Annotated in this window: 19 protein-coding genes and 2 pseudogenes; 12 read left to right on the forward strand and 9 right to left on the reverse strand. The window is 65.2% G+C overall.

Translation table 11 applies throughout. From position 1 onward, the window contains the following. Positions 1–15: 15 nt before the first annotated feature. Complete coding sequence (locus AADJ02_RS10450) at positions 16–900, forward strand: LysR family transcriptional regulator (protein WP_341212949.1); 885 nt, start codon at positions 16–18, stop codon at positions 898–900. Between the two features lie 70 nt (positions 901–970). Continuing rightward, a pseudogene (locus AADJ02_RS10455) lies at positions 971–1,818 on the forward strand (IS5 family transposase). 81 nt (positions 1,819–1,899) lie between these two features. On the opposite strand, the gene opgC reads toward AADJ02_RS10455, so the two are convergent. Next, positions 1,900–3,150: an OpgC domain-containing protein gene (gene opgC, locus AADJ02_RS10460; protein WP_341212950.1), complete on the reverse strand. Its 1,251-nt coding sequence runs from the start codon at positions 3,148–3,150 to the stop codon at positions 1,900–1,902. Between the two features lie 237 nt (positions 3,151–3,387). Here opgC and AADJ02_RS10465 point away from each other — a divergent pair. Next, a pseudogene (locus AADJ02_RS10465) lies at positions 3,388–3,501 on the forward strand (IS5/IS1182 family transposase); the annotation flags it as partial. Between the two features lie 27 nt (positions 3,502–3,528). Here the strand turns inward: AADJ02_RS10465 and AADJ02_RS10470 are convergent. The 5 genes from AADJ02_RS10470 to AADJ02_RS10490 form a co-directional block, all read right to left on the reverse strand. Then, on the reverse strand, positions 3,529–4,710 hold the full coding sequence (locus tag AADJ02_RS10470) for an AGE family epimerase/isomerase (RefSeq protein WP_341212951.1): 1,182 nt from the start codon (positions 4,708–4,710) through the stop codon (positions 3,529–3,531). After that, positions 4,707–6,176 (reverse strand): mannitol dehydrogenase family protein, encoded by a 1,470-nt coding sequence (locus AADJ02_RS10475; protein ID WP_341212952.1) that lies wholly within the window; start codon positions 6,174–6,176, stop codon positions 4,707–4,709. Before AADJ02_RS10475 ends, AADJ02_RS10470 begins: the two co-directional genes overlap by 4 nt. Then, positions 6,173–7,483: a TRAP transporter large permease gene (locus AADJ02_RS10480; RefSeq protein ID WP_341212953.1), complete on the reverse strand. Its 1,311-nt coding sequence runs from the start codon at positions 7,481–7,483 to the stop codon at positions 6,173–6,175. Before AADJ02_RS10480 ends, AADJ02_RS10475 begins: the two co-directional genes overlap by 4 nt. Continuing rightward, a complete protein-coding gene (locus tag AADJ02_RS10485) occupies positions 7,480–7,974 on the reverse strand; it encodes a TRAP transporter small permease subunit (protein ID WP_341212954.1) in 495 nt (164 codons plus the stop codon). The genes AADJ02_RS10480 and AADJ02_RS10485 overlap by 4 nt, the downstream gene beginning before the upstream one ends. A gap of 117 nt (positions 7,975–8,091) precedes the next feature. Next, complete coding sequence (locus tag AADJ02_RS10490) at positions 8,092–9,078, reverse strand: TRAP transporter substrate-binding protein (RefSeq protein WP_341212955.1); 987 nt, start codon at positions 9,076–9,078, stop codon at positions 8,092–8,094. Positions 9,079–9,537: 459 nt separating this feature from the next. Here AADJ02_RS10490 and AADJ02_RS10495 point away from each other — a divergent pair, with 459 nt between their 5' ends. Further along, the gene (locus tag AADJ02_RS10495) at positions 9,538–10,215 is read left to right on the forward strand and encodes a GntR family transcriptional regulator (protein WP_341212956.1); all 678 of its coding nucleotides are present in this window, start codon (positions 9,538–9,540) and stop codon (positions 10,213–10,215) included. A 38-nt stretch (positions 10,216–10,253) separates the two neighbouring features. On the opposite strand, the gene uxuA is transcribed toward AADJ02_RS10495, so the two are convergent. Beyond that, positions 10,254–11,471 (reverse strand): mannonate dehydratase, encoded by a 1,218-nt coding sequence (uxuA, locus tag AADJ02_RS10500; RefSeq protein ID WP_341212957.1) that lies wholly within the window; start codon positions 11,469–11,471, stop codon positions 10,254–10,256. A gap of 95 nt (positions 11,472–11,566) precedes the next feature. Here uxuA and AADJ02_RS10505 point away from each other — a divergent pair, with 95 nt between their 5' ends. Beyond that, positions 11,567–12,241, forward strand: a complete 675-nt coding sequence (locus AADJ02_RS10505) for a GntR family transcriptional regulator (protein WP_341212958.1) — start codon at positions 11,567–11,569, stop codon at positions 12,239–12,241. A 366-nt stretch (positions 12,242–12,607) separates the two neighbouring features. On the opposite strand, the gene AADJ02_RS10510 is transcribed toward AADJ02_RS10505, so the two are convergent. After that, positions 12,608–13,057 (reverse strand): hypothetical protein, encoded by a 450-nt coding sequence (locus AADJ02_RS10510; protein ID WP_341212959.1) that lies wholly within the window; start codon positions 13,055–13,057, stop codon positions 12,608–12,610. Positions 13,058–13,374: 317 nt separating this feature from the next. Then, entirely contained in the window at positions 13,375–14,283 is a 909-nt protein-coding gene (locus tag AADJ02_RS10515; RefSeq protein WP_341212960.1) for a LysR family transcriptional regulator, read from the reverse strand. A 115-nt stretch (positions 14,284–14,398) separates the two neighbouring features. Between AADJ02_RS10515 and AADJ02_RS10520 the strand changes: the two genes are divergently transcribed. From AADJ02_RS10520 to hisD, 7 genes are all read left to right on the forward strand, one after another. Next, positions 14,399–15,424, forward strand: a complete 1,026-nt coding sequence (locus AADJ02_RS10520) for a D-cysteine desulfhydrase (RefSeq protein ID WP_341212961.1) — start codon at positions 14,399–14,401, stop codon at positions 15,422–15,424. Positions 15,425–15,427: 3 nt separating this feature from the next. Beyond that, the gene (locus tag AADJ02_RS10525; protein WP_341212962.1) at positions 15,428–16,639 is read left to right on the forward strand and encodes an aminotransferase class I/II-fold pyridoxal phosphate-dependent enzyme; all 1,212 of its coding nucleotides are present in this window, start codon (positions 15,428–15,430) and stop codon (positions 16,637–16,639) included. Beyond that, positions 16,636–17,355 carry an amino acid racemase gene (locus tag AADJ02_RS10530; RefSeq protein ID WP_341212963.1) on the forward strand — a complete coding sequence of 240 codons (720 nt, stop codon included), beginning with the start codon at positions 16,636–16,638 and terminating at the stop codon, positions 17,353–17,355. The genes AADJ02_RS10525 and AADJ02_RS10530 overlap by 4 nt, the downstream gene beginning before the upstream one ends. Positions 17,356–17,416: 61 nt before the next feature. Beyond that, entirely contained in the window at positions 17,417–18,403 is a 987-nt protein-coding gene (gene tauA / locus AADJ02_RS10535) for a taurine ABC transporter substrate-binding protein (RefSeq protein ID WP_341212964.1), read from the forward strand. Positions 18,404–18,465: 62 nt separating this feature from the next. After that, the gene (locus tag AADJ02_RS10540; protein WP_341212965.1) at positions 18,466–19,254 is read left to right on the forward strand and encodes an ATP-binding cassette domain-containing protein; all 789 of its coding nucleotides are present in this window, start codon (positions 18,466–18,468) and stop codon (positions 19,252–19,254) included. Beyond that, positions 19,251–20,144, forward strand: coding sequence for an ABC transporter permease subunit (locus AADJ02_RS10545; protein WP_341212966.1), 894 nt, complete (start codon positions 19,251–19,253; stop codon positions 20,142–20,144). The genes AADJ02_RS10540 and AADJ02_RS10545 overlap by 4 nt, the downstream gene beginning before the upstream one ends. A gap of 8 nt (positions 20,145–20,152) precedes the next feature. After that, positions 20,153–21,463, forward strand: a complete 1,311-nt coding sequence (gene hisD / locus AADJ02_RS10550) for a histidinol dehydrogenase (RefSeq protein WP_341212967.1) — start codon at positions 20,153–20,155, stop codon at positions 21,461–21,463. Positions 21,464–21,490 lie beyond the last annotated feature (27 nt).

Here is a 21,490-nt window from a genome sequence, read left to right on the forward strand (position 1 = left end):
CAATGTGAGGCGCAGATGAAGCTGGATCAACTGAAGGTGCTGCGCGCCGTGGTCGAAACCGGAACGGTCAAATCGGCGGCCGAAAGCCTCAATCGCACCCAACCGGCGGTGAGCCAGGCCCTGAAGGCGTTGGAGTTTCAGACCGGGACCGAGCTTTTCGATCGGTCGGGCTACAGGCTCGAGCTGACAGCGGTGGGCCGGAGGGTCTACCTGCAATCCCTGCGGGTTCTGGCCGAGGCCGAGGATCTTACTCAGCTCATCCGCCATTTCGAGAAAGGCCAGGAAGAAACCATCACCATCGCCATCGACGCCGCGGCGGATCCGAACCTCATGACGCCGGTGTTGGCCGGGCTGCAAACCCGCTTTCCCGACACCCGTGTCATACTGCGCGCAGAGGTTCTGTCTGGCGCGATCGAGGCCGTGCAGTCCGGGAACGCGGCGCTCGCCTTGGCTCCAGCGATCCCGGTCATGTTGGAGGAGGAAGGCTTCGACTACATGCCCTTGGCCGGATCGGTGATGCGCAACGTCGCCGCGCCGTCGCTCCTCGATGCCATGAATACCCCCCGCACGCTGGCCGATCTTCGTCGGTTCCACCAAGTGATCGCGCGGGACAGCGGCCAGGCCTCAGGCCTTTTCGACCGCGAGCTCGGCGTCCAGAAGGGGCAGAGGCGGTGGTATGTCAGCGACCTGCACATGAAGAAGCAACTGCTGGTGGCGGGGCTTGGCTGGGGTCGTCTGCCCGAGCATCTGATCGCCGAGGAGTTGGCGCAGGACCGCTTGCGGGACATTGTCCTGCCCCATACTCACCTTAACTTCGAGATCGAGGTTTTCATCTTTCGCCAGCGCAGGTCGGCCATGAGGCCCGTGGCAACCCACCTATGGGACGCGTTTGCTCATTGAGGGGAGGGCTCTGTTGCGCAAACGGACTGGCAGGTTTCATTTCCGGAATCCAGTGTGCTTGCTGGGGCGCATGAGCAGCAGACCCAAGCCGCCGAGCTACAAGACCAGGAACTGGTTCGATTACGACGCGACGTTGAAGAAGCGTGGTTCCCTGGCGATCTAGTTCTATCCCCACATGGTCTGGACGCCGCTCCCGAGCGAAGAGGGGGGCCGCCAGTATATCTACAGCGACGCCGTTATCCGGGCGAGCCTGACGATGAAGGTGCTATTTGGCATGGTCGACATCGTTGCGCCATCGGTTCGAGCATGATGCCTCCTGGGATCAAGGCCGAGGGGAAAGGCGAATGGCAGGCACGAAAGCACGGCGGGCCAAAGCGACGTTTGTGACGCAAGTTCTACCTTGGGATCGACGAGGCCACGCGGGAGGTCAGGGCCGTCGAGATCACGGACAGCCGGACTGGTAATGCCCCCATGCTTCCAGAACTGCTGGATCAGATCACCGGCAACCAAGACATCGGCTTAGTCACGCGGCAGACGGCGCCTACGATACACGCAAGAGCCAAGACGCCGTCGCTGATCGAGGGGCGAAGGCGGTCCTTCCGCCACGCAAGAACGCGAAGCCCTGAGAGCCCGTCACCGCTTGGGCGCTTGCCGTTGCCCCTAAACCGGTAGCGGACAAGGCTCGCCCCGCGACGAAGCCCTCAGGGCGTCGAAGTATCTGGGGCGATCCCTATGGCGCCATTGGAGTGGGTATCACCGCCGAAGCCGCGCGAGACGAAGATGCACCCTGAGAAGCTGCTGGGCCAAAGCCTCATGGCCCGGGACTTTGATCGTAAGGTCGCCGAGATCCAGATCCGCATCGCCATCATGAACCGCTTCTCAGCCCTTGGCAGGGCCGAGATCGAAGCCGTCCGCTGAAGAATGCGGGAAAGGGAGCAGTCATGCTCGGGGCTGATTTGCGCAACAGAGCCGTACGCCCCCGTCACCGAAGTCCTCACTCTAGGACCTGGATGACTTCATTGCTCTCATATATTTCTTATGTGACAAGTATGCAGAATGAAGACAAGCGACACAGTACAGGGTGCCTAGACTCGCGATTATTATGAGTATGCCTAGCGGCTCAGAAGGCGGACCGCTTTGGAACAGCGCGGCAAGCACATAGGTAATCAAGATATGGGTGCTGAATACATGAAGGGAGTGCTGCCCTAAGAACACCAGCGGTCGAAATGCAACCACCGACCCTAGAGCCCTCGAAGCCCAGGCTATAAAGTTATTCCGATCACTCACCCCTGGGCCTAGCATCCACACGACAACTACCAAGTCCACTAGAAAAGTAACAAGGTAGATGGTGCTAAAGTTGCCACGGTCAGATTCGGATTTTATTAAATCTGAAAATTCATCTCCAATCCAAGCATCAAAAACGATCCGATCATAGATGCCGAAGAAAAACATCAAACATAGACATATTAAGAAGACACTGCGCATCTCCGAGGTCTTCAGAAATTCGATATCAAGTCGCTTGGAGGCCATGAGAAATCCAATGAAAAGCCCTCCAAAGAAAAGCGCCTGCCATCCGAGGATATTGAAGAATATGCCGAGGTTAACCGCATGGCCGTCTTTAGAGAAAAAATTTTCTGCGCCTAAGACAAGCGCATCCGGTAGCCGGGTCTGCGCAAACGCCCAGCTCGCGACAACAATCACAATGTAGATAGTGTACTGGCGTTGTATCAGTAGCCGGAGTGCGTACGGCGTCATGATCATAAAGAATATATACATGGGCAAAATGCCCATGTGAGTTGACCCAGTCACCATCAAAGCAGAGAGCAGCGGAAAAACGACTGGGTCGCGATCATACGAACCGAGTATCCCTGGAACATACCCTGAACTGGAGGAAAAAACCAACGCGGAAAATGTAAATACGAGTATCAGCCCAAGCTGGTGCGAGTAGATTGTTTTGATGCGCGACCATATGCCCGCCTGCATTGCTTCGAAACCAAGGTTGATATAGCGCCCACCGTATACGAGGCCGACGACGAGTCCGGACAGGAATACGAAGCCCTGAGCATCTTCGACCCAACCAAAGTAATGATGGTTCAGCTTTCCAAAAGTTGTATGGAGGATATCGTTGACATGAATAATCATCATGAAAACCAAAAATATGCCCCGAAACCCATCAATATATGTGAGTCGCATCAAAAATCCAATACTCAATAAAAAGCATGATCCGCATAAAGCGGCGGGAGAACCCATTCACGAGGCTACAGTCCGAGACGCGCCCTCAATCACAATCTTTGACTATCGCTTACCTCAACTCCTTAAAATCTGGCCAATAGAAGTCAAGGCTTTTTAGGAGTACTGCTGCAAAAATCACTTGCTATGCTGCGTTATTGAGCTGAGCTTCAGATCTACCTTTGATCGGATGGGACTCTGTTGCGCAAATAGACTGACGGGATTTACCATTGGAAGTCTGCACGGCAGCGGGCGCGCATGAGCAGCCGACCGACGCAGCTGAGCCCCAAGACCAAGAACTGGTCCGATTACAACGCGGCGCTAAAGAAGCGCGGTTTCCTGACGACCTGGTTTGATCCCGATATGGTATGGACGCCGCACGGCGTGGATCTGCCCGACCTATTCTTCGAGCGTCCAAAGGCCCGCGCGACTGCCTTCCGTGACGAAGACCGCCACGTGGTACAGCAGCCGGCTCAGCGCCGCGTCCCAGATCACGCGCCCTTCCGCGTCGAGGCGGTTGGTCCAGATCGGGGCACCGTCTGCGGCGAAGTATCGACCGAAGATCGTATCGGCGATTTGACGCACGCGTGCTGCGCAGGCGGCATCATTCGTCGTGATGGCGCGCGCGGCATAGAGTTTGCCCGCCTCGGTCAACGGCCACAGCAGATGGGTGTCTTCCGTGACCCGGCCTGCCGCGTCGAGCGCGTCAAAGGGGGCTCCGGCAAGGGGGCCGTCCCGACGCAGGCCGTGCGCCTCGACGAAGGCCTGCATCCGGTCGGCTGCGGCCAGCGGGGCGGACTCTCGCGCGAAATCGGCATAGCGGCGCAGCAGCCAGGCCCATTCGTACTGATGCCCCGGCTCCCGGCGCGCGCCCTCCGCGCCGTCGATCGGCCGAAGATCCGGTCCGACGAATTCGCACACCGCTCCGGTCGCGGGGTCGATCAGCCGCTCCAAGGCCAAGGTCACGAAGCCCCGCGCCCGGTCGAGCCAGACCGGATCAGAGGTCATCTCGAAGGCCTGCAGCGTGGCCTCCAGCATATGCATCTGCGGGTTCTGGGCCCGGAGGACCGATGCTTCGGCACCCCGGTCATCCTCCCACAGGCCTCCCGTGGCAGGATCGATCAGCGAGGTCTCGATGAATTGCCAGCAGGCGTCGAGCATGGATTTGGGAAACCGGGTGGCGTCGGCGCGGTGCAGTGTTGCGAGCGCGAGGAGCGCGAAAGACTGGTCATAGCTGCGCCGCAGCCGTGTCTCGGGCGCATCGAGTGGGCCGCCATCGGGTGCGACCGCGTATCGAAACCCGCCGTCCGGATCTCTCAGATGCTCCATGGCAAAGTCGCAGATGCGCACCGCCGCCGAGAGGAGATCCTGTCGACCCGTGACCAGATGCAGATGCGCGAGCATGAAGGCCGTCCGGCACTGGGCCAACGTGGTGCGAGGGCCGTCGTCGCCGAGCGCCTCGACGACCGGGGCGGGGCCGTCGCCCGACGGCAATGCGATATCGAGCCAAGCCGGGATGAAGTGGGCGGCAAAGCGCGAGGCAGCCAACTGGCCATCGCCCTGATCAAAACTGGTGGTCATGACACCTCCCTTGCGATCGCCTCGGCCATGCCGAGATCGAGCATGATCGCGAGCCGCTCTGTCACGGCGCGCACGAAGGCCGGGCTGTTGCGCAGAGCCTCTGGAAACAGGTTGGGGAGCGCCATCAGCGCGCGCACCAGCGCGGCCGCTTCGCCACCCGCGGCCTGCGCCGCCTCCAGCAGTTCGTCTTCGCGCGGGTCGCGCAGCGCGTAGGTGCCGCCCGCCTCGTCGCGCCCCATCGCATATCGCATCCACGCCGCGATCGCGAAGGCATAGGTGCCCGTATCGTCACCGGCTTCGAGCGCCTCCACCGCCGGAGCGAAGATGCGCTGCGACAGCTTGTGGGATCCGTCCATGGCAATCTGGTAGGTCTCATGCGCGATGGCGGGGTTGGCAAAGCGCGCGGTCAGCTCGGCGCGGTACGCCCCGAGATCGATGCCGTCGAGCGCGCCAACCGTGCGCGCCGCCGCTGCCATGTGCCGGTCGATGAGGGCCGCGAGGGCCGCGTCTCCCATCGCATCCCGCACGAAGCGGTGACCGGCGAGGAACCCGGCATAGGCGGTCAGCGAATGCGCGCCGTTCAGCATCCTGAGCTTCATCCGTTCGAACGGTGCCACGTCGGGCACCAGGATCGCCCCACCCGCTTCCCAGGCCGGGCGCCCTTGAGGAAATCGGTCCTCGATCACCCATTGCGTGAAGGGCTCGGTCTCGATCGCCGCCGCGTCCTCTGCGCCGGTCAACTCACGGGCGCGGCGTGCCGTCCCCTGCGTCGCGGCGGGCGTGATCCGGTCCACCATTGACGACGGGAAGGCGACCGTTTCGGCGATCCAGCCCGCGAGATCCTCGTCCACCCGGTGCGCGAAGCCGACAACGCCCGCGCGCAGCAGCGCCCCGTTTTCGGGGAGGTTGTCGCAGCACAGGATCGCCGGGGATGGCAGCCCGCCCGCGCGCCGCAGCCGCAGCCCTTCGACCAGCAAGCCTAGCACCCCTCGGGGATGGCGCGGATCCGCCAGATCGGCCGCGACGTCTGGGTGGGCGGGATCGATATCCATCGCGTTTGCATCGATGCCATATGCCTTTTCGGTGACGGTGAGCGTCACGACGCGGATCGGCGCGCGGGAAAAGAGCGCGAGCACCGCTTCGGGATCGCGCGCCGCCGCAAATGTCTCGGCGATGGCGGCGATCACCCGCGCGCGGTCGCCGTCCGCGCCACGCTCGACCAGCGTGAACAGCCCGTCCTGCGCCGCGAGCGCATCGACCGTCTCGGTCGACCGCAGGCTGACCGCGGCAATGCGCCAATCGCCTCCCGCCGCGGCCAAGGCCGCGTCGGTGCAGGCCGCCTGATGCGCGCGGTGAAACGCCCCGAGCCCGATGTGCAGGACCCCGACGCCATGCGCCGACGGGGCGTAGGCCGGGCCCACGCCCGCCGGGAGCCGGGAGAGCTGGTGCAGGTCGAGACGCGTCATCGGAAGGCTCCGGGCATCAGAATCCGCGGCAGCCACAGCGAGATTTCGGGAAAGACGATGAGAAGCAGCAGGATCGCCAGCATCGGCAGGAGGATGATCGTCACATCGCGCATCACTTGCACGACATTCAGCCCCCCAATTGCTGAGGAGATCAGCAGGCATAGCCCGTAGGGCGGTGTCACGAGACCGAAGGCGAGCGCCACGATGCCGATGATCGCAAAGGAGATCGGGTCCAGCCCGCCCGCCTGCGCCACCGGCATCAACACCGTGCCGAGGATGATGATCGTCGGGATGGCGTCGATGAAGAGACCGAAGATCAGGAACAGCGCCGCGATGACGAGGCCGGTACCGAAGGGGCCGAACTCCAGCGCCGTCATCGTGCCGACGATCAGGCGCGGCACGTTGTAGAACGACAGCATCCAGCCGAAGGCCGAAGCCGTGCCGATCGCAAAGAGCGAGATCGAGGCAAAGCGCCCGGTGTCGTAGAAGATATGCCCGAGGTCTTGGAGCTTGACGGTGCGATAGACGAAGAGCCCGAGGATCAACGAATAGCCCGCAGCGATGATCGCGCTTTCCGTGGGCGTGACGATGCCACCGACGATGCCGCCGATCACGAGGATCGGGGTCAGCATGGCGAGGGCCGCGCCCTTCAGCGCCGCCCAGAACTCGGCAAAGCTCGGACGCCCGGCGATGGGATAGTCGCGCAGCTTGGCATATCCGTAGACCGTCGCCATCAAAGACAGCCCGATCATCAGCCCCGGTATGGCCCCACCCAGAAACAGCGCGCCGACCGAGACCTGCATGACGCCGCCCCAGACGACCATCAGGATCGACGGCGGGATGATGACGCCCATGACCGACGAACAGGCGGTGATCGCGACCGCGAACCGCTTGTCATAGCCGGCGCGTTCCATCGCCGGGATGAGGATCTTGCCGCAGCCCGCCGCATCCGCGGTCGAGGAGCCCGAAATCCCGGCGAACAGCATCGAGACCGCGACGTTCACATGGCCGAGCCCCCCCGGCATCCAGCCGGTCAGGACGCGGGCCAGTTCGATCAGGCGGTCCGTCACCTTGCCCGAGTTCATCAGGTTGGCCGCCAGCAGGAAGAACGGCACTGCCAGCAGGATGAACGAATTGTAGGACTGGAACATGCGGTCCAGCACGATGAACGGCGTCAGCCGCAGTTCGAGCAGGACGACGGGAACGGTCGCAATCCCGAGCGCGAAGGCGACGGGCACCCGGATCGCCACCAGCAGGATGAAACCGCCGACAAGCAGGGCGCAGGCCAGACCGGTGCCGATGATCATGATGAAATTCTCCTGGAGGCGCGAAAGGCGTCGATGTTCTGCCACAGCCGGTAGCCTGCGAAGACGGTCCACACCAAGCCCGCGATCGGCACCGAGATGTAGGTGACCATCAGGTTGGCCCGCATCATCACGGAGCGCTGGATGCCGCCGAATTCGGCATATTCGATGCCGTAGATCATGAAGAGGATGGCGAAGAACAGGATCAGCACCTGCACCACCCCGTCCTGCAGCAGGCGTCCCAAGGGCGATACCGCGTCAGGGGTGACGCGCACGTCGAAATGGGTGCCGTCCCAGACCGCGACCATCGATCCGATCATCACGACCCAGACGAAGATGAAGGTCGAGAGCTCCTCGGTCCACAGATAGGTCGGGATGATCCCGGTGTAGCGCGAGATGACCTGCATCGCGACCGGCACGGCGAGCAGCGCCGTCAGAAGGCCGAGCAGCACCCGCAGCAGGTTGCAGAACCGTTCGAGAAAGCGTCCGACCATGGGGGTCCCCTGTCAGAATTGTGGTGGGCTGGCGTCGGAAGGCGCGCCCTGTCGGCGCAGGGTCAGGCTCGCCGTTCCGGAAGCGCGCGAGCGCGCCCCCGGAGATCGGCGTGCGGCTCACATGCCGCGGATCGTTTCCAGCAGATCGCTGGCCCCGAGCTCTTCGGCATAGGCGTCCTGCACCGGCTTCACCTGCTCGAGCATGGTGTCGCGCCCCTCGAACTCGACCACCGTGATCTGCCCGGCATCCGCCATTTCCTGAAGTTTCTCGGCGTCTTCGCGGCTTTCGATCTCGCGGCCATAGGCGCCCGCTTCCTCGCCGGCCTCCATGATCGCCGCCTGCAGATCCTCGGGCAGCGCGTCGAATGTCTTGCCCGACACGACGATGGGCCGGACGGTGATCGTGTGCTGGGTCAGCGTCACATAGGGCGCGACTTCATAGAACTTGAGGTTCTGGATCGAGGCGGCCTCGTTCTCGAACCCCGAGATCACGCCAGTCTGGATCGCGTTGTAGACCTCGTTATAGGCGATGGCCGAGGGCGCGGCCCCGACGGCGGCAAAGGTCTGGGCCTGGATCGGCGCGCCCATGACGCGCATGCGGAAGCCCGCCAGCTCGTCGAGGTTCGCGATGGGATCGGCCGAGATGATGTTGCGCACGCCGCCGCCGGTGTAGCCGACGATGACGATGTTCGCCTTCTCGCGCAGTTCGCTTTCAAGCGGTGCCAGCGTGTCCGTGGACAGCACTGCGTTCCAGTGGTCGAGATCGCGGAACAGGAACGGCATGTCCATCAGCGGAAGCGAGGGCGCGAAGACGGCCATGTTGGACGGTGCGAGGATCGTGTAATCGACCGCGACGCCTTGGTTAAGATAGGTCACGTAGTCGGACTCGACGCCCAATTCGCCGTTCAGACGAAGATCGAATTCCAGCTCACCGTCGTATTTCTCGGCGACCAGTTCCTCGAACTTGCGCAGGGTTCGGGTGAAGGCGTGTTCCTCGTCGAACATGCTGGCACCGCGCAGCGTGATTTCCTGCGCTTGGGCGGTGCCCAGCGTGACCAGCGTGACTGCGGTCGCAAGCGCAGCTTTCAGAGTGATGTGTGACATTGTCGGTCCTCCCTTCAGGCCTCGGAACGGGGTCGGTCTCTTCGCGGCCGGGCCATTCCCGGAAGAGTCGTGACGTCTTGATTGCACCTGTCGTGGCCGGGATCGGATGAGCGGCCCCGTTGGCGTGGCACTGCCGCGCGCGCAGGATGCGAAGCGGATCGAACGCCCGAAGGCACTCTCTTTGCTTGCCCCGAGACCGATGGCCGCCTCCCCGGCCTCGCCCTCTTTGCCCTCCGTATCGCGGCCCGACGGCGCTCTTGCCGGGGACACTAGGATCCCAGTATCGTCCCGGCAATAGATTTCGATTGATGGGCCACTGAGCGCTTCGATCAGCGGGTCTGATCGGCCGCGCGAGGTCATTGTCGTCGCGTCGTTCGCCTCCGAAAGGGCTTTGGCGGGGATCGTCCGGGCGCGCGATGGTGTATGCGTCATCACGGGTTCTGACCGGAGGGAGCGCGCATGAAAGACACGATGGGAGACAGGGCCACGAGCGGCGATTTCGTGTTCGAGACCCTGCGCGACGAGATCATCACCTTGGGCATCCTGCCCGGAACCCGGATATCCGAGGTCGAGATCGCCAAGCGCTTCGGCTTGTCGCGCCAGCCGGTCCGCGCCGCGTTCATCAGGTTGAGCGACCAAGGACTGCTGCACATCCGCCCCCAGCGGTCGAGCTGCGTCAGGCTTTTCTCGCTGACAGAGATCCGGCAGTCCCGCTACATTCGAACCGCCGTCGAGGTCGAAGTTCTGCGTCAGGCCTGCGCCGATCGCGACACCAGCATCGACACGCATCTTTGCGAAAATCTCGCTCGGCAGGCCGAGGCGGTCAGAGATAACGACCCCGACGCGTTCCATCGGCTCGACTACGAATTCCATGCCCTTCTGTGCCAAGCGGCGCGGGCGGACTTCGCCTTTACCACCGTTTCGAAGATAAAGGCGCAGGTCGACCGGCTGTGCATGCTCAGCCTCACCAGCCAGACGGCAATGGCGGAGCTGGTCGAGGATCACACCGAGATCCTCGACAGTGTGTTGGCAGGCGACGCGCAGCGGGTCGAGACAACGATCCGTCGCCACCTCGATCGACTGATCCCGACGATCGACCGGATCCGTGAGACCCATCCCGATTATTTCGAGGACTAGCCGCGCCCGGCTTTCCATCGATGCGGTGCTCGGCGCGCTCACAGCCTCAGCCCATGCTCGGCATGGCACAACGCCGTCATCACGCCGCGCAGCTCCGCCAGCCCCTTGAGCCGGCCGATCGCCGGATAGCCCGGCTGCGGGCGTCGATTGAGATCGTCGAGGATGTCCTGCCCGTGATCGGGGCGGAACGGGATCGAGGCATCGCTGCGGCCTGCATCCCGGCGGCGGGCCTCCTCGCGCAGCACCGCGGCGATGAAGGACACCATGTCGGTGTCGCCGCCCAGATGCTCCGCCTCGTGAAAGGAGCAAGGCAGGCCGGGGGTCTCGCGCGTCACGTTGCGCATATGCAGGAAATGCACGCGGTCGCCCAAGCGCTCCATCATGCCGGGGATGTCGTTGTCATCCCGTGCGCCAAGAGAACCCGAGCACAGCGTGATGCCGTTGGCCGGCAGGTCGACCGCCTGCATCACGGCGCTGTAGTCGGCCTCGGTCGACATGACACGCGGCAGGCCAAGCAGCGAAAACGGCGGATCGTCGGGATGACAACAAAGCCTCAGCCCCAACCGCTCGGCCTCGGGGGCGACCTCGGCGAGAAAATCGATGAGATGGCCGCGCAGCGTCTCGGCCGAGATCTCCGTATACTGCGCCAGATGCGCGCGCACGTCGTCGAGCGAGAAGTGCTCGGCTGCGCCCGGAAGGCCGGAAACGATGTTCGTCGTGAGCGCCTGCCGCGCCGCATCGTCCAGCTTCGCAAAGCGCTCGGCGGCGATCTCGGCCACGCCCACGGGAAAGCTTTCGGCGGCGCCGGGACGCTGCAAGATATGAATGTCGAAGGCCGCGAAATCATGCAGATCAAAGCGCATCGCAGTGCCGCCATGCCGGACCCGATAGGCGAGATCGGTGCGGGTCCAGTCCAGCACGGGCATGAAGTTGTAACAGATCACCTCGATGCCCGCCTGCGCGAGGTTGGCCATGCTCTGCTTGTAGGCGGCAAGATGCGCACGCCAGTCGCCCGACTGCTTCTTGATGTCCTCGGAAACCGGCAGGCTCTCGACCACTTCCCAGGCCAGCCCCGAGGCGGACCCGTCGACGCGCGTCGCGATCTCGCGTTGCCGCCGGGCGATCTCTTGCCCGCTCCAGACCGCCCCTGTGGGCAGGTGGTGCAGCGCTGAGACGACGCCCTCGACCCCCGCCTGCATCATCTCGTCGATGCCGACGCCGTCGTTAGGCCCGAACCAACGCCAAGTCTGTCGCATGTCGCCCCTCCTCGATCTCCTCATGACCCTAGGTGAGTCGTCTCCAGTTGACAAGTATGGTAGTATGCATAATTGGTTTGGAAGGAGGACACGAGATGACACCCCCGCCCAGCGACCGCACGCTCACGCTCGACGCCACCGCACCGATCGGTGCGCAGTTGATCGCGCATCTGCGCGCTCGGATCGTCACAGGCGAACTGGCCCCCGGCACCCGGCTCTCCGAGCAGGACATCGCCACCGACTATGGCCTGTCGCGCCAGCCGGTGCGCGAAGCCTTCATCCGGCTCGCGGGTGAGAAGCTGGTCGAAGTGCGCCCCCAGCGCGGCACCTTCGTGTGCAAGATCGACGCGGGCGAAGTCGAAGTGTCGCGTTTCGTGCGCGAAGCGGTCGAGGCCGACATCGTGCGGCTGGCCGCCACGACTGCAAACGCCTCCTTCATCGAAGAACTGGAGCGCCAGATCGTCGTGCAGGAGCAGACCGCCCGCGACGGCACCGGGTTCATGGAGCATGACGAGCTGTTCCATCGCACCCTCGCCGAGGCAGCGGGCTGCGCCGGAGCCTGGTCGCATCTGCAACCGATCAAGATGCACATGGACCGGGTGCGATACCTGACGGCGGCCAAGTTTCCGCTCGACCGGCTCGTGAGCCAGCATCGAGCCATCGTCGCGGCCATCGCATCGCAAGATCCCGACGCCGCCGAGGCCGCGATGCGCGCACATCTGCGCTGCGTTCTCGATGATCTGCCCAAGATCGGCGGAGCGTGGCTCTGACAAAACCCGCCTTTGAGATGTGCGACAACATCCCGTGGGAGGGCCGCAGCCGAGCGATCCGTTTCCAAGATACCCAAAAGCCCGCTCGCGACACGAGCGGGCCTGGTCCTTGCTGAAGATGCCGGTACGGCCTCCGGCCACCTCCCCGACGTCCGGGGCGCGGTGAGGGAGGTAGGCTGGCAGTACGTTTCCCGCCATCTCAAGGGTGCAAGAACCGAGTGTCGACGACAGGAGAGAGCCGAGGCTTCAGAAGGCCGAAGCCCGATGTCTCGTCCGATCAGGCAGGATCCGTCAGCTTCTTTCCAGCGGTCCTGCCGGGAATGTGGGCCGGCTGGTGCCGGACCGGCATCTCACCGAAGCTGCGCCTTACCTGCGCGGCGAACGCATCTCGCGCATTTCTGCAACACCGAGCACGCCATCACCGTTCTTGTCGGCGGCGTCGAATTGCTCGGCCTCGCGCTTTATAGCTTCGGCGCGGGAGATCGGCTTGAACTCACCCTGCGGCTGGGGCGCGGGCCGCTGTTGCTGTCCCGTCCCCTGCCCTTTGCCAGGGCGGCCTTCGGGCCGACCTGCGCGTGCCTCTTCGGCGCTCAACCGGCGATCATGGTTCTTGTCGGCGGCGTCGAACCGCTCGCCTGCCTGCCGCAACGCCTCGGCACGCAAAAGCGGGCTCATCTCGCGCGGCTGCCGCAACGCCTCGGCACGCAAAAGCGGGCTCATCTCGCGCGGCTGTTGTTGTGCCGAAGCCGCGCTTCCGGCCATGGTCGATAGTGTAGCGATCACGGTGATGATGCTGATCTTGCTCGCGAATTTCATTCTTGCCGTCCTTGCGAATGGAACTTCACCCCCGGTTTACGCGACGCTGCGCCGCGCCGGGGTTGGCCATGAGATGGCGCAGTTCCAGCACGGACTACAGTCGAGAATTGTCGCGAAATGTATGCGCGAATACATCGCGCCGACGGCCTCACCTTCCCGATCCCGGGCAACCATCCCCTTGTCGAAATGGCTAGAGGCCCGAGACGCTTGCCTCGATTGACCCCCTTTTGGTCGGTCCGTCGGATACAATTCAGGTCACACTCCAGCCCCGCATCGATCCAATTCGGCCCGATCCGCGAACCGCTGGCCCAGTCGCGTCAGGCCCCTGCATCCGACCCTGCGACCAGTTCGGTCCAGACGGTCTGCTCCGCCCGCCGCTTGGGGCCGGTGAGCCGCATCGCGGTGATCACCAACCCGCAGCTTGGCAAGTCGTCCGAGAGATCGGTCAGCGTCCCCTCGGCGATCCGGTCGCGCGCGAGGCTCTCGGGGATCCAGGCGGTGCCGATGCCGACCTGCGCCATTTCCTGCGCGGCCAGGGTCAGCGCGGTCTCGACCCGCTGCACCGATTGCAGCGGCGGCGGCAGGTTCGGCAAGATCAGCAGGTTCATTACCTGCCCCAGAAACACCTCGTCCGGATAGGAGACGATCGGCAACTGCCCCATGGCACGGTCGCGCAGGTGATCGGCCCGTCGCGCCGTGGCATGCACCGGGATCAGCCGGTCATGTCCCACCTCGACCGTCTCCAGATAATCGGCCTGCACCTCGGGTGCGATCCCCTCGATCCGGTAAACCAGCGCGATGTCGGCCTTGCGCGACAGCAGCTGGCCAAAGCAGTCGTCGAAATTGGCGGAGCGCAAACGGACCGAGATCGCCTCGTGACGCTCCAACACGCCCTGCAGCAGCCGCGGCGTGCGCGAGGTGGTCAAAGCGTGCTGGCTCGCCAGCACGACATGGTTGTCGGCCATCTGGCTGCCGCTGCGCAGATCAGCGACCAGCTGGCGCAGCGTGCGGATGATTTGTAGGATTCGATCGCGCTGCGCTTCGGTGGTGCGCTGCAGCTGCACCGGCTTGCGACTTCGGTCGAACAATTCGACCCCGACATAGTCCTCGATCTGCCGAATGCGGCGAGAAAAGGCAGACTGCGTCAAAGAACGGCGTTCGGCAGCTTCGGAGAAGGATCCGGTCTCGGCGACCGCGACGAGATCTTCCAACCATTCCAACCGCATGCAAGGGTCTCCACAATATGCATATCTTGCATATTAGATTGAAAACTTCGCATTTGCATAGGGGGTTGATCGGGCGCAACATCCGTTTGACGAATTTATTGAACGGGAGCGTCTCATGCATCTGGCCCGGTTTCCCCGCGTCCATCTCGCCCATCTGCCCACCCCGCTCGAGCGGCTCGACCGCCTGAGCGCTGAACTCGGCGGCCCCGAGATCTGGATCAAGCGCGACGACTGCACCGGTCTCTCGACCGGCGGCAACAAGACCCGCAAGCTCGAATTCCTCATGGCCGAGGCGCAGGCCATGGGCGCCGACATGGTGATGACCCAGGGCGCCACCCAGTCGAACCACGCCCGACAGACCGCGGCCTTCGCCTCCAAGCTCGGGATGCGCTGCCACCTGCTGCTCGAGGATCGCACCGGGTCCAAGGATCACAACTACAACCGCAACGGCAACGTGCTTCTCGACCATCTGCACGGCGCCACCACCGAGACCCGCGGTCCCGATCTCGACATGCACGCCGAGATGGAGGCGGTGGCCGACACGTTCCGCAAGGAAGGCAAGACGGTCTACACCATCCCCGGCGGCGGCTCGAACGCCACCGGCGCGCTCGGCTACGTCAACTGTGCCTTCGAACTGGTGGGTCAGGCCAACGACGCCGGCATGGTGATCGACCACATCGTCACCGCCACCGGCTCCGCCGGCACCCAGTCGGGGCTGATCACCGGCCTCAAGGCGATCAACGCGCAGATCCCGCTTTTGGGCATCGGCGTGCGCGCACCGCGCGAAAAGCAGGAAGAGAACGTCTACAAGCTCGCCCGCCTGACCGCCGAAAAGCTCGGCTGCCCGGACGTTGTCGCACGCGAGGATGTGGTGGCCAACTGTGACTATGTCGGCCCCGGCTACGGCATCCCGCGCGAGGACACGATCGAGGCAATCCGTATGTTTGCGGAGCTCGAAGGCATCCTTCTCGACCCGGTCTATTCCGGCAAGGGCGGGGCCGGCCTGATCGACCTCATCCGCAAGGGGCGCTTCAAGATGGGCGAGCGGGTGGTGTTCCTGCACACCGGCGGGGCGGCGGCACTGTTCGGCTACGACGCGGTGCTCGACCGCGCGCCCGGCGACAAACTGGCGGCGGAGTGAGAGATGGCCGAGATGCGTTTCACCGGTAGCTTCACCCAGCAGGAGCCGATCCCGGAGGAGGGCATCTCGGCAGCGCTGGAGCTGCTCCGCACCGGGCGGCTGCACCGCTACAACACCGCGCCGGGCGAGGTCTCGCTCACCGCCCGGCTCGAGGCGGCCTATGCCGAATGGCAGGGCGCGCGCTACTGCCTGGCGCTGGCCTCCGGCGGGCAGGCGATGCAGATCGCGCTGCGCGCCTGCGGCGTGCGCCCCGGCGACCGCGTGCTGACCAACGCCTTCACCCTCGCCCCCGTGCCCGGCGCCGTCGCCGCCATCGGGGCCGAGGCGGTGCTGGTCGAGATCACCGAGGATCTGGTGATCGACTTGGACGACCTCGCCGCCAAGGCCCGCGCCTCGGGCGCGCGGCACCTCCTGTTGTCAAACATGCGCGGCCACCTGTGCGACATGGACCGGCTGATGCAGGTCGCCGAAGACTGCGGTCTGACCGTGATCGAGGATTGCGCCCATACCATGGGCGCGAAATGGAACGGCCGCCGCTCCGGCAATTTCGGCCCGATGGGCTGCTTCAGCACCCAGACCTACAAGCACATGAATTCCGGCGAGGGCGGTTTCCTCACCACCGACGATCCGGAGCTGATGGCCCGCGCGATCATCATGTCGGGCTCCTACATGCTCTACGAGCGCCACGGCGCGGCGCCCGCTAGAGAAGTGTTCGAAAAGATCCGGCTGGAGACGCCGAACATGTCGGCGCGGATGGACAATCTGCGCGCCGCGATCCTGCTGCCGCAGCTCGACCGGCTCGACGACGCGATCGCCCGCTGGAACGCGCTGCACGACCGGATGGCCGAGCGCCTTTCCGCCCTACCCGCCGTGGCGCTGCCCCACCGGCCCGAGCCCGAGTTCTATGTCGGCTCCTCGATCCAGTTCCGGCTGCCGGGGCTGGGGGCAGAGGCGGCGCGGCAGCTGGTCGCCGAGGCGGCGGCGCGCGGGGTCGAGCTGAAATGGTTCGGCGCTTCCGAGCCGGTGGGCTTCACCTCGAACCATGGCAGCTGGCGCTACCTGCGCGCGCAGGCCCTGCCCCGCACCGATGCGATCCTCTCGACCCTGTTCGACATGCGGCTGCCGCTCACCTTCAAGCCGGCCGATTGCGACGCGATCGCCCATCACCTTGACGCGGCCCTCGCGGCGCTGCGCAGCCCGGAGGGCGCGGCATGACCCCGAAACGGATCGGCATATTGGGCGGTATGGGCCCCGAGGCGACGGTGCTCTTGATGCAGCGGCTGATCGCCGCCACCCCGGCCCGCGACGACGCCGATCACGTGCCGCTTCTCGTCGACATGAACCCGCAGGTGCCCTCGCGCATCGCCCGGCTGATCGAGGGGCGCGGCGAGGATCCCGGCCCGGTGCTGGCCGAGATGGCGCGCCGGCTCGAGGCGGGCGGCGCCACCGCGCTCGCCATGCCCTGCAACACCGCGCATCACTACGCGCCCCAGATCCGTGCCGCCGCTTCGGTCCCGTTCATCGACATGATCGCGCTCTCGGTCGGCCATGCGGCACGGCTGGTCGGCCCCGGTGGCAAGGTCGGCCTGCTGGGCTCGCCCGCCCTGCGCAAGATCGGGATCTTCGACCGCGCCTGCGCCGAGGCCGGGCTCACCCTTTTGCATCCGCAGGACGAGGACGCGCTGCTCGCCGCGATCCGTGCGATCAAGGCGCGTGGTCCGGACGCAGACAGCCGGGCGACGCTGCGCGCGGCCTCGGCCGATCTCGCCGGGCGCGGAGCCGCGCTGCAGTTCGTCGCCTGCACCGAGTTCTCGCTCATCGCCGGGTCGCTCGCGCCCGAGGCGGAGGGCATCGACACGCTCGACCTTCTGGTCGAGGGCATCCGCGACGCCGCCTTCGGCGCGCGCAACCAGGCCGGCACCGCCGCCTGACACCCCATGCAGAACGGCGCGGGACAGCGTCGGTGCATCCCAACCGACAGAGGAATATGAAATGACACGGACGACCATACGCGTAGCGCTTGCGCTCACCACCTTTCTCACCGCCGGATCGGCACTGGCCGAGACCGTGACCATAGGCCATTTCGGCAACCCGACGCCGATGCAGGTCGCCCGCGCCGAGGGCAAGTTTGACGCGGCCACTGGCTGGGACATCGAGTGGCGCAAGTTCGGCTCGGGCTCCGAGGTGATCGCGGCCATGGCCTCGGGCGACATCAAGCTCGCCGAGCTCGGCTCTTCCCCGCTCGCCATCGCGACAAGCCAGGGCGTGGAGCTTGAGATGTTCATGCTGGCGCAGGTGATCGGCACCGCCGAAAGCCTGATCGTGCGCGACGGCGCCGAAATCGAGGCCCTCGAGGATCTGGCGGGCAAGCGGCTCGCGGTGCCCGTAGGTTCGACCGCGCATTTCTCGCTGATGGGCGCGCTCGATCACGCCGGGATCGACGCCGCCGAGGTCACCTTGCTCAACATGCCGCCCGACCAGATCGCCGCCGCATGGGAGCAGGGCGCGATCGACGCGGCCTTTATCTGGCAACCGGTGCAAAGCCAGATCCTGGAGACCGGCACCCTGCTCGTCGGCGCCGACGAAACCGCCGAATGGGGCTTTCCGACCTTCGACGGCTGGGTGGTGAACGCCGAATTCGCCGACGAGAACGCCGAGGCCGTGACCGCCTTCGCCAAGACCATGGACGAGGCCAACGCCGCCTATCTCGCCGATCCCGCCGCCTGGACCGCCGAGAGCGATCCGGTAAAGACCATCGCCGTCGAAACCGGTGCCGAGGCCGAGCAGATCCCCACGATCCTCGAAGGCTTCACCTTCGTGCCCCTCTCCGAGCAGCTCGGCGAGACATGGCTCGGCGGCGCGGGCGAGACGATGCGCGCCACCGCGCAGTTCCTCGCCGATGCGGGCCGCATCGACCAGGTGGCCGAGGATTACTCGGGCTTCGTGAACACCGAGATCGGCACCGCCGCGACGCAGTAAGACCACGCGCCTTGGCCCCCGCGCGGGGCCAAGGCCCCCAGATCCCGACGAGGAGTGGTCCAATGGGACTGAACATCAAATCCGCCTCCGTGGTGTTTCCCGCAGCCGAGGGCCGCCCCCCGGTCGAGGCGCTGCGCGGCATCGACCTTGCCATCGCCGAGGGCGATTTCATGGTGGCGCTCGGCGCCTCCGGCTGTGGCAAATCCACGCTTCTGAACCTGATCGCGGGCTTTCTCTCCCCCAGCTCAGGCGAGATCCTGCTTGACGGCCAGCCGGTCACCGGCCCCGGCGCCGACCGCTCGGTTGTGTTCCAGAAACACGCGCTGCTGCCTTGGCTCAATGTGATCGAGAACGTGGCCTTCGGTCTCAAGATGCAAGGCGTGGCCGAGGCCAAGCGGCTCGCCATCGCCGAAGAATACGTGAAGCTTCTGGGCCTCGACGGGTTCCAGAAATCCCCGGTCTACCGGCTTTCGGGCGGCATGCAGCAGCGCGTCGGTATCGCCCGCGCCCTGACCTGCGACCCCAAGGTTCTACTGATGGACGAGCCTCTGGGCGCGCTCGACGCGCTGACCCGCGAAAAGGCGCAGGAGCTGATCCTCAGGATCTGGAACGACACCGGCAAATCCGTTTTCTTCATCACCCACAGCGTCGAGGAGGCGCTGTTCATGGGGACCAAGCTGATCGTGATGTCGCCCCGTCCGGGCCGCATCTCGCACCGCTTCGACCTGCCCTTCTCGCGCCGCGTGCTGGCAGGCGAACCGGCGCGGAAGGTCAAGGCCTCCCCCGAATTCATCCAACTGCGCGAGGAGGTGCTCGGCATCATCTTCGCCGACGAGGAGGAAGCGGCATGATCGAGACCGTCAAGCACCGCCCAAGCGTCGCCGAAAAGGCGCGCATCAACCCGCGCAGCGGCGTCTTCGCCTGGCTCGCGCGCAGCCGCCCCACCAAGCCCGGAGAAACCTACGGCGTGCCCGGACAGGGCGATACGAAATGGCTCTCGGTGGCGTCGATCCTGTTTTTGCTCTTCGTCTGGTGGGCCGTCACCGCGCTGGGGCTGGTCAAGCCGCTCTTTGTCCCGAGCCCGCAGGCGATCTTTGCCAAGTTCATCGACGTCTGGCAGAACGGTTTCACCAACACCTCCTTGCTCGAACATGTCGCGGTCTCGACCGCCCGCGTCTTCGGCGCTTTCCTGCTGGCCTGCGCCGTGGGCATCCCGCTCGGCCTCGCCATGGGGATGAGCCCGGTGATGCGCGGGCTGTTCGATCCGCCGATCGAGTTCTACCGGCCGATCCCGCCGCTGGCCTACCTGCCCTTGATGATTATCTGGTTCGGCATCGGCGAGACCTCCAAGGTGCTGCTGATCTTCCTGTCGGTCTTCGCGCCCGTGGCACTCGGCGCCCGCGCCGGCGTGCGATCCGCCGCGATCGAGCAGATCCACGCCGCCTACAGCTTCGGGGCCTCGCGCTGGCAGGTGCTGCGCCACGTGATCCTGCCCTCGGCCCTGCCCGAGATCCTGACCGCGATGCGCATCGGCGTCGGCTTCGGCTGGACCACGCTGGTCGCCGCCGAGATGGTCGCCGCGACCAAGGGCCTCGGTTACATGGTGCTGTCGGCCAGCCAGTTCCTGCAGACCCCTACCGTCATCATGGGGATCATCGTGATCGCCGCGATCGCCTATGCCTTCGACCTGCTGATGCGCTGGATCGAGCGCAAGGTCATCCCTTGGAAAGGCAAGATGTGAGACCCGACATGACCGTGACTTATCTCAAATCCGCCAAGCGCCACGCCGAGAGCGATCAGGCCGACACCCGTGCCGCCGTCAGCGCCATGCTGGCCGAGATCAAGTCGGGCGGCGAGGCCCGGGTCGAGGCCTATGCCCGCGACCTCGACCACTGGGACGGCCCAGTCCTGGTCGACCAAGACACCCGCCGCGCCGCCGCCGCCAAGCTGCCCGAAAGCCTCAAGGAGGACATCCGCTTCGCCCATGCCAACATCCGCCGCTTTGCCGAGGCGCAGATGCGGACGGTGCAGGATTGCGAGGTCGAGATCCTGCCCGGCCTGATCGCCGGGCAGCGCCAGATCCCGGTTTCGGCGGCGGGCTGCTACGTGCCCGGCGGCCGCTACAGCCACATCGCCTCGGCGCTGATGACGATCACCACCGCCAAGGTCGCGGGGGTCGGCCACATCACCGCCTGTTCGCCGACCCGCCCCGGCGAGGGCATCCCGGCGGCGATCCTCTACGCCATGGATCTGTGCGGCGCCGACGCGATCCTCAACCTCGGCGGCGTGCAGGGCGTCGCGGCGATGGCCGACGGGCTCTACGGCCTGCCGCGCGCCGACATCCTCGTCGGCCCCGGCAACCAATACGTGGCCGAGGCCAAGCGCATCCTGTTCGGCGAGATCGGCATCGACATGTTCGCGGGCCCGACCGACAGCATGGTGCTGGCCGACGAGACCGCCGACGCTGAGATCGTCGCCATCGACCTCGTGAGCCAGGCCGAGCATGGCTGGAACTCACCGGTCTGGCTCGCCACCACCGATCGCGGCCTCGCCGAGAAGGTGATGCAGATCGTGCCCGGCCTGATCGACGCCCTGCCCGAACCCAACGCCTCGAGCGCCCGCGCCGCCTGGGCCGATTTTGCCGAGGTGATGCTCTGCGACGACCGCGAGGCGATGGCGCGGGTCGCCGATGACTACGCGCCCGAACATCTGCACGTACAGGCCGCCGATCTCGATTGGTGGCTGAACCGGCTGCGCGCCTATGGCTCGCTGTTCCTCGGCGAAGAGACCACCGTAGCCTATGGCGACAAGGCCTCGGGTCCGAACCACGTGCTGCCGACCTCGGGGGCGGCGCGCTATACCGGCGGCCTCTCGGTGCACAAATTCATGAAGACGGTGACCTGGCAGCGCGCCGACCGCGCCGCTTCGCGTCAGCTCGGCGGCGCCACCGCCCGGATCAGCCGCGTCGAGGGGATGGAGGGCCATGCCCGCGCCGCTGATATCCGCCTGACCCGCTACGCCGTGACCGAGGCCGGCGCCGCCGCCAAGGCCGCGGGCTGAGACCTCCCCCGGCGCCCCGGCCTGACC

It is taken from the genome of uncultured Limimaricola sp., assembly GCF_964022235.1.
Classification (GTDB): Bacteria; Pseudomonadota; Alphaproteobacteria; order Rhodobacterales; family Rhodobacteraceae; genus Limimaricola.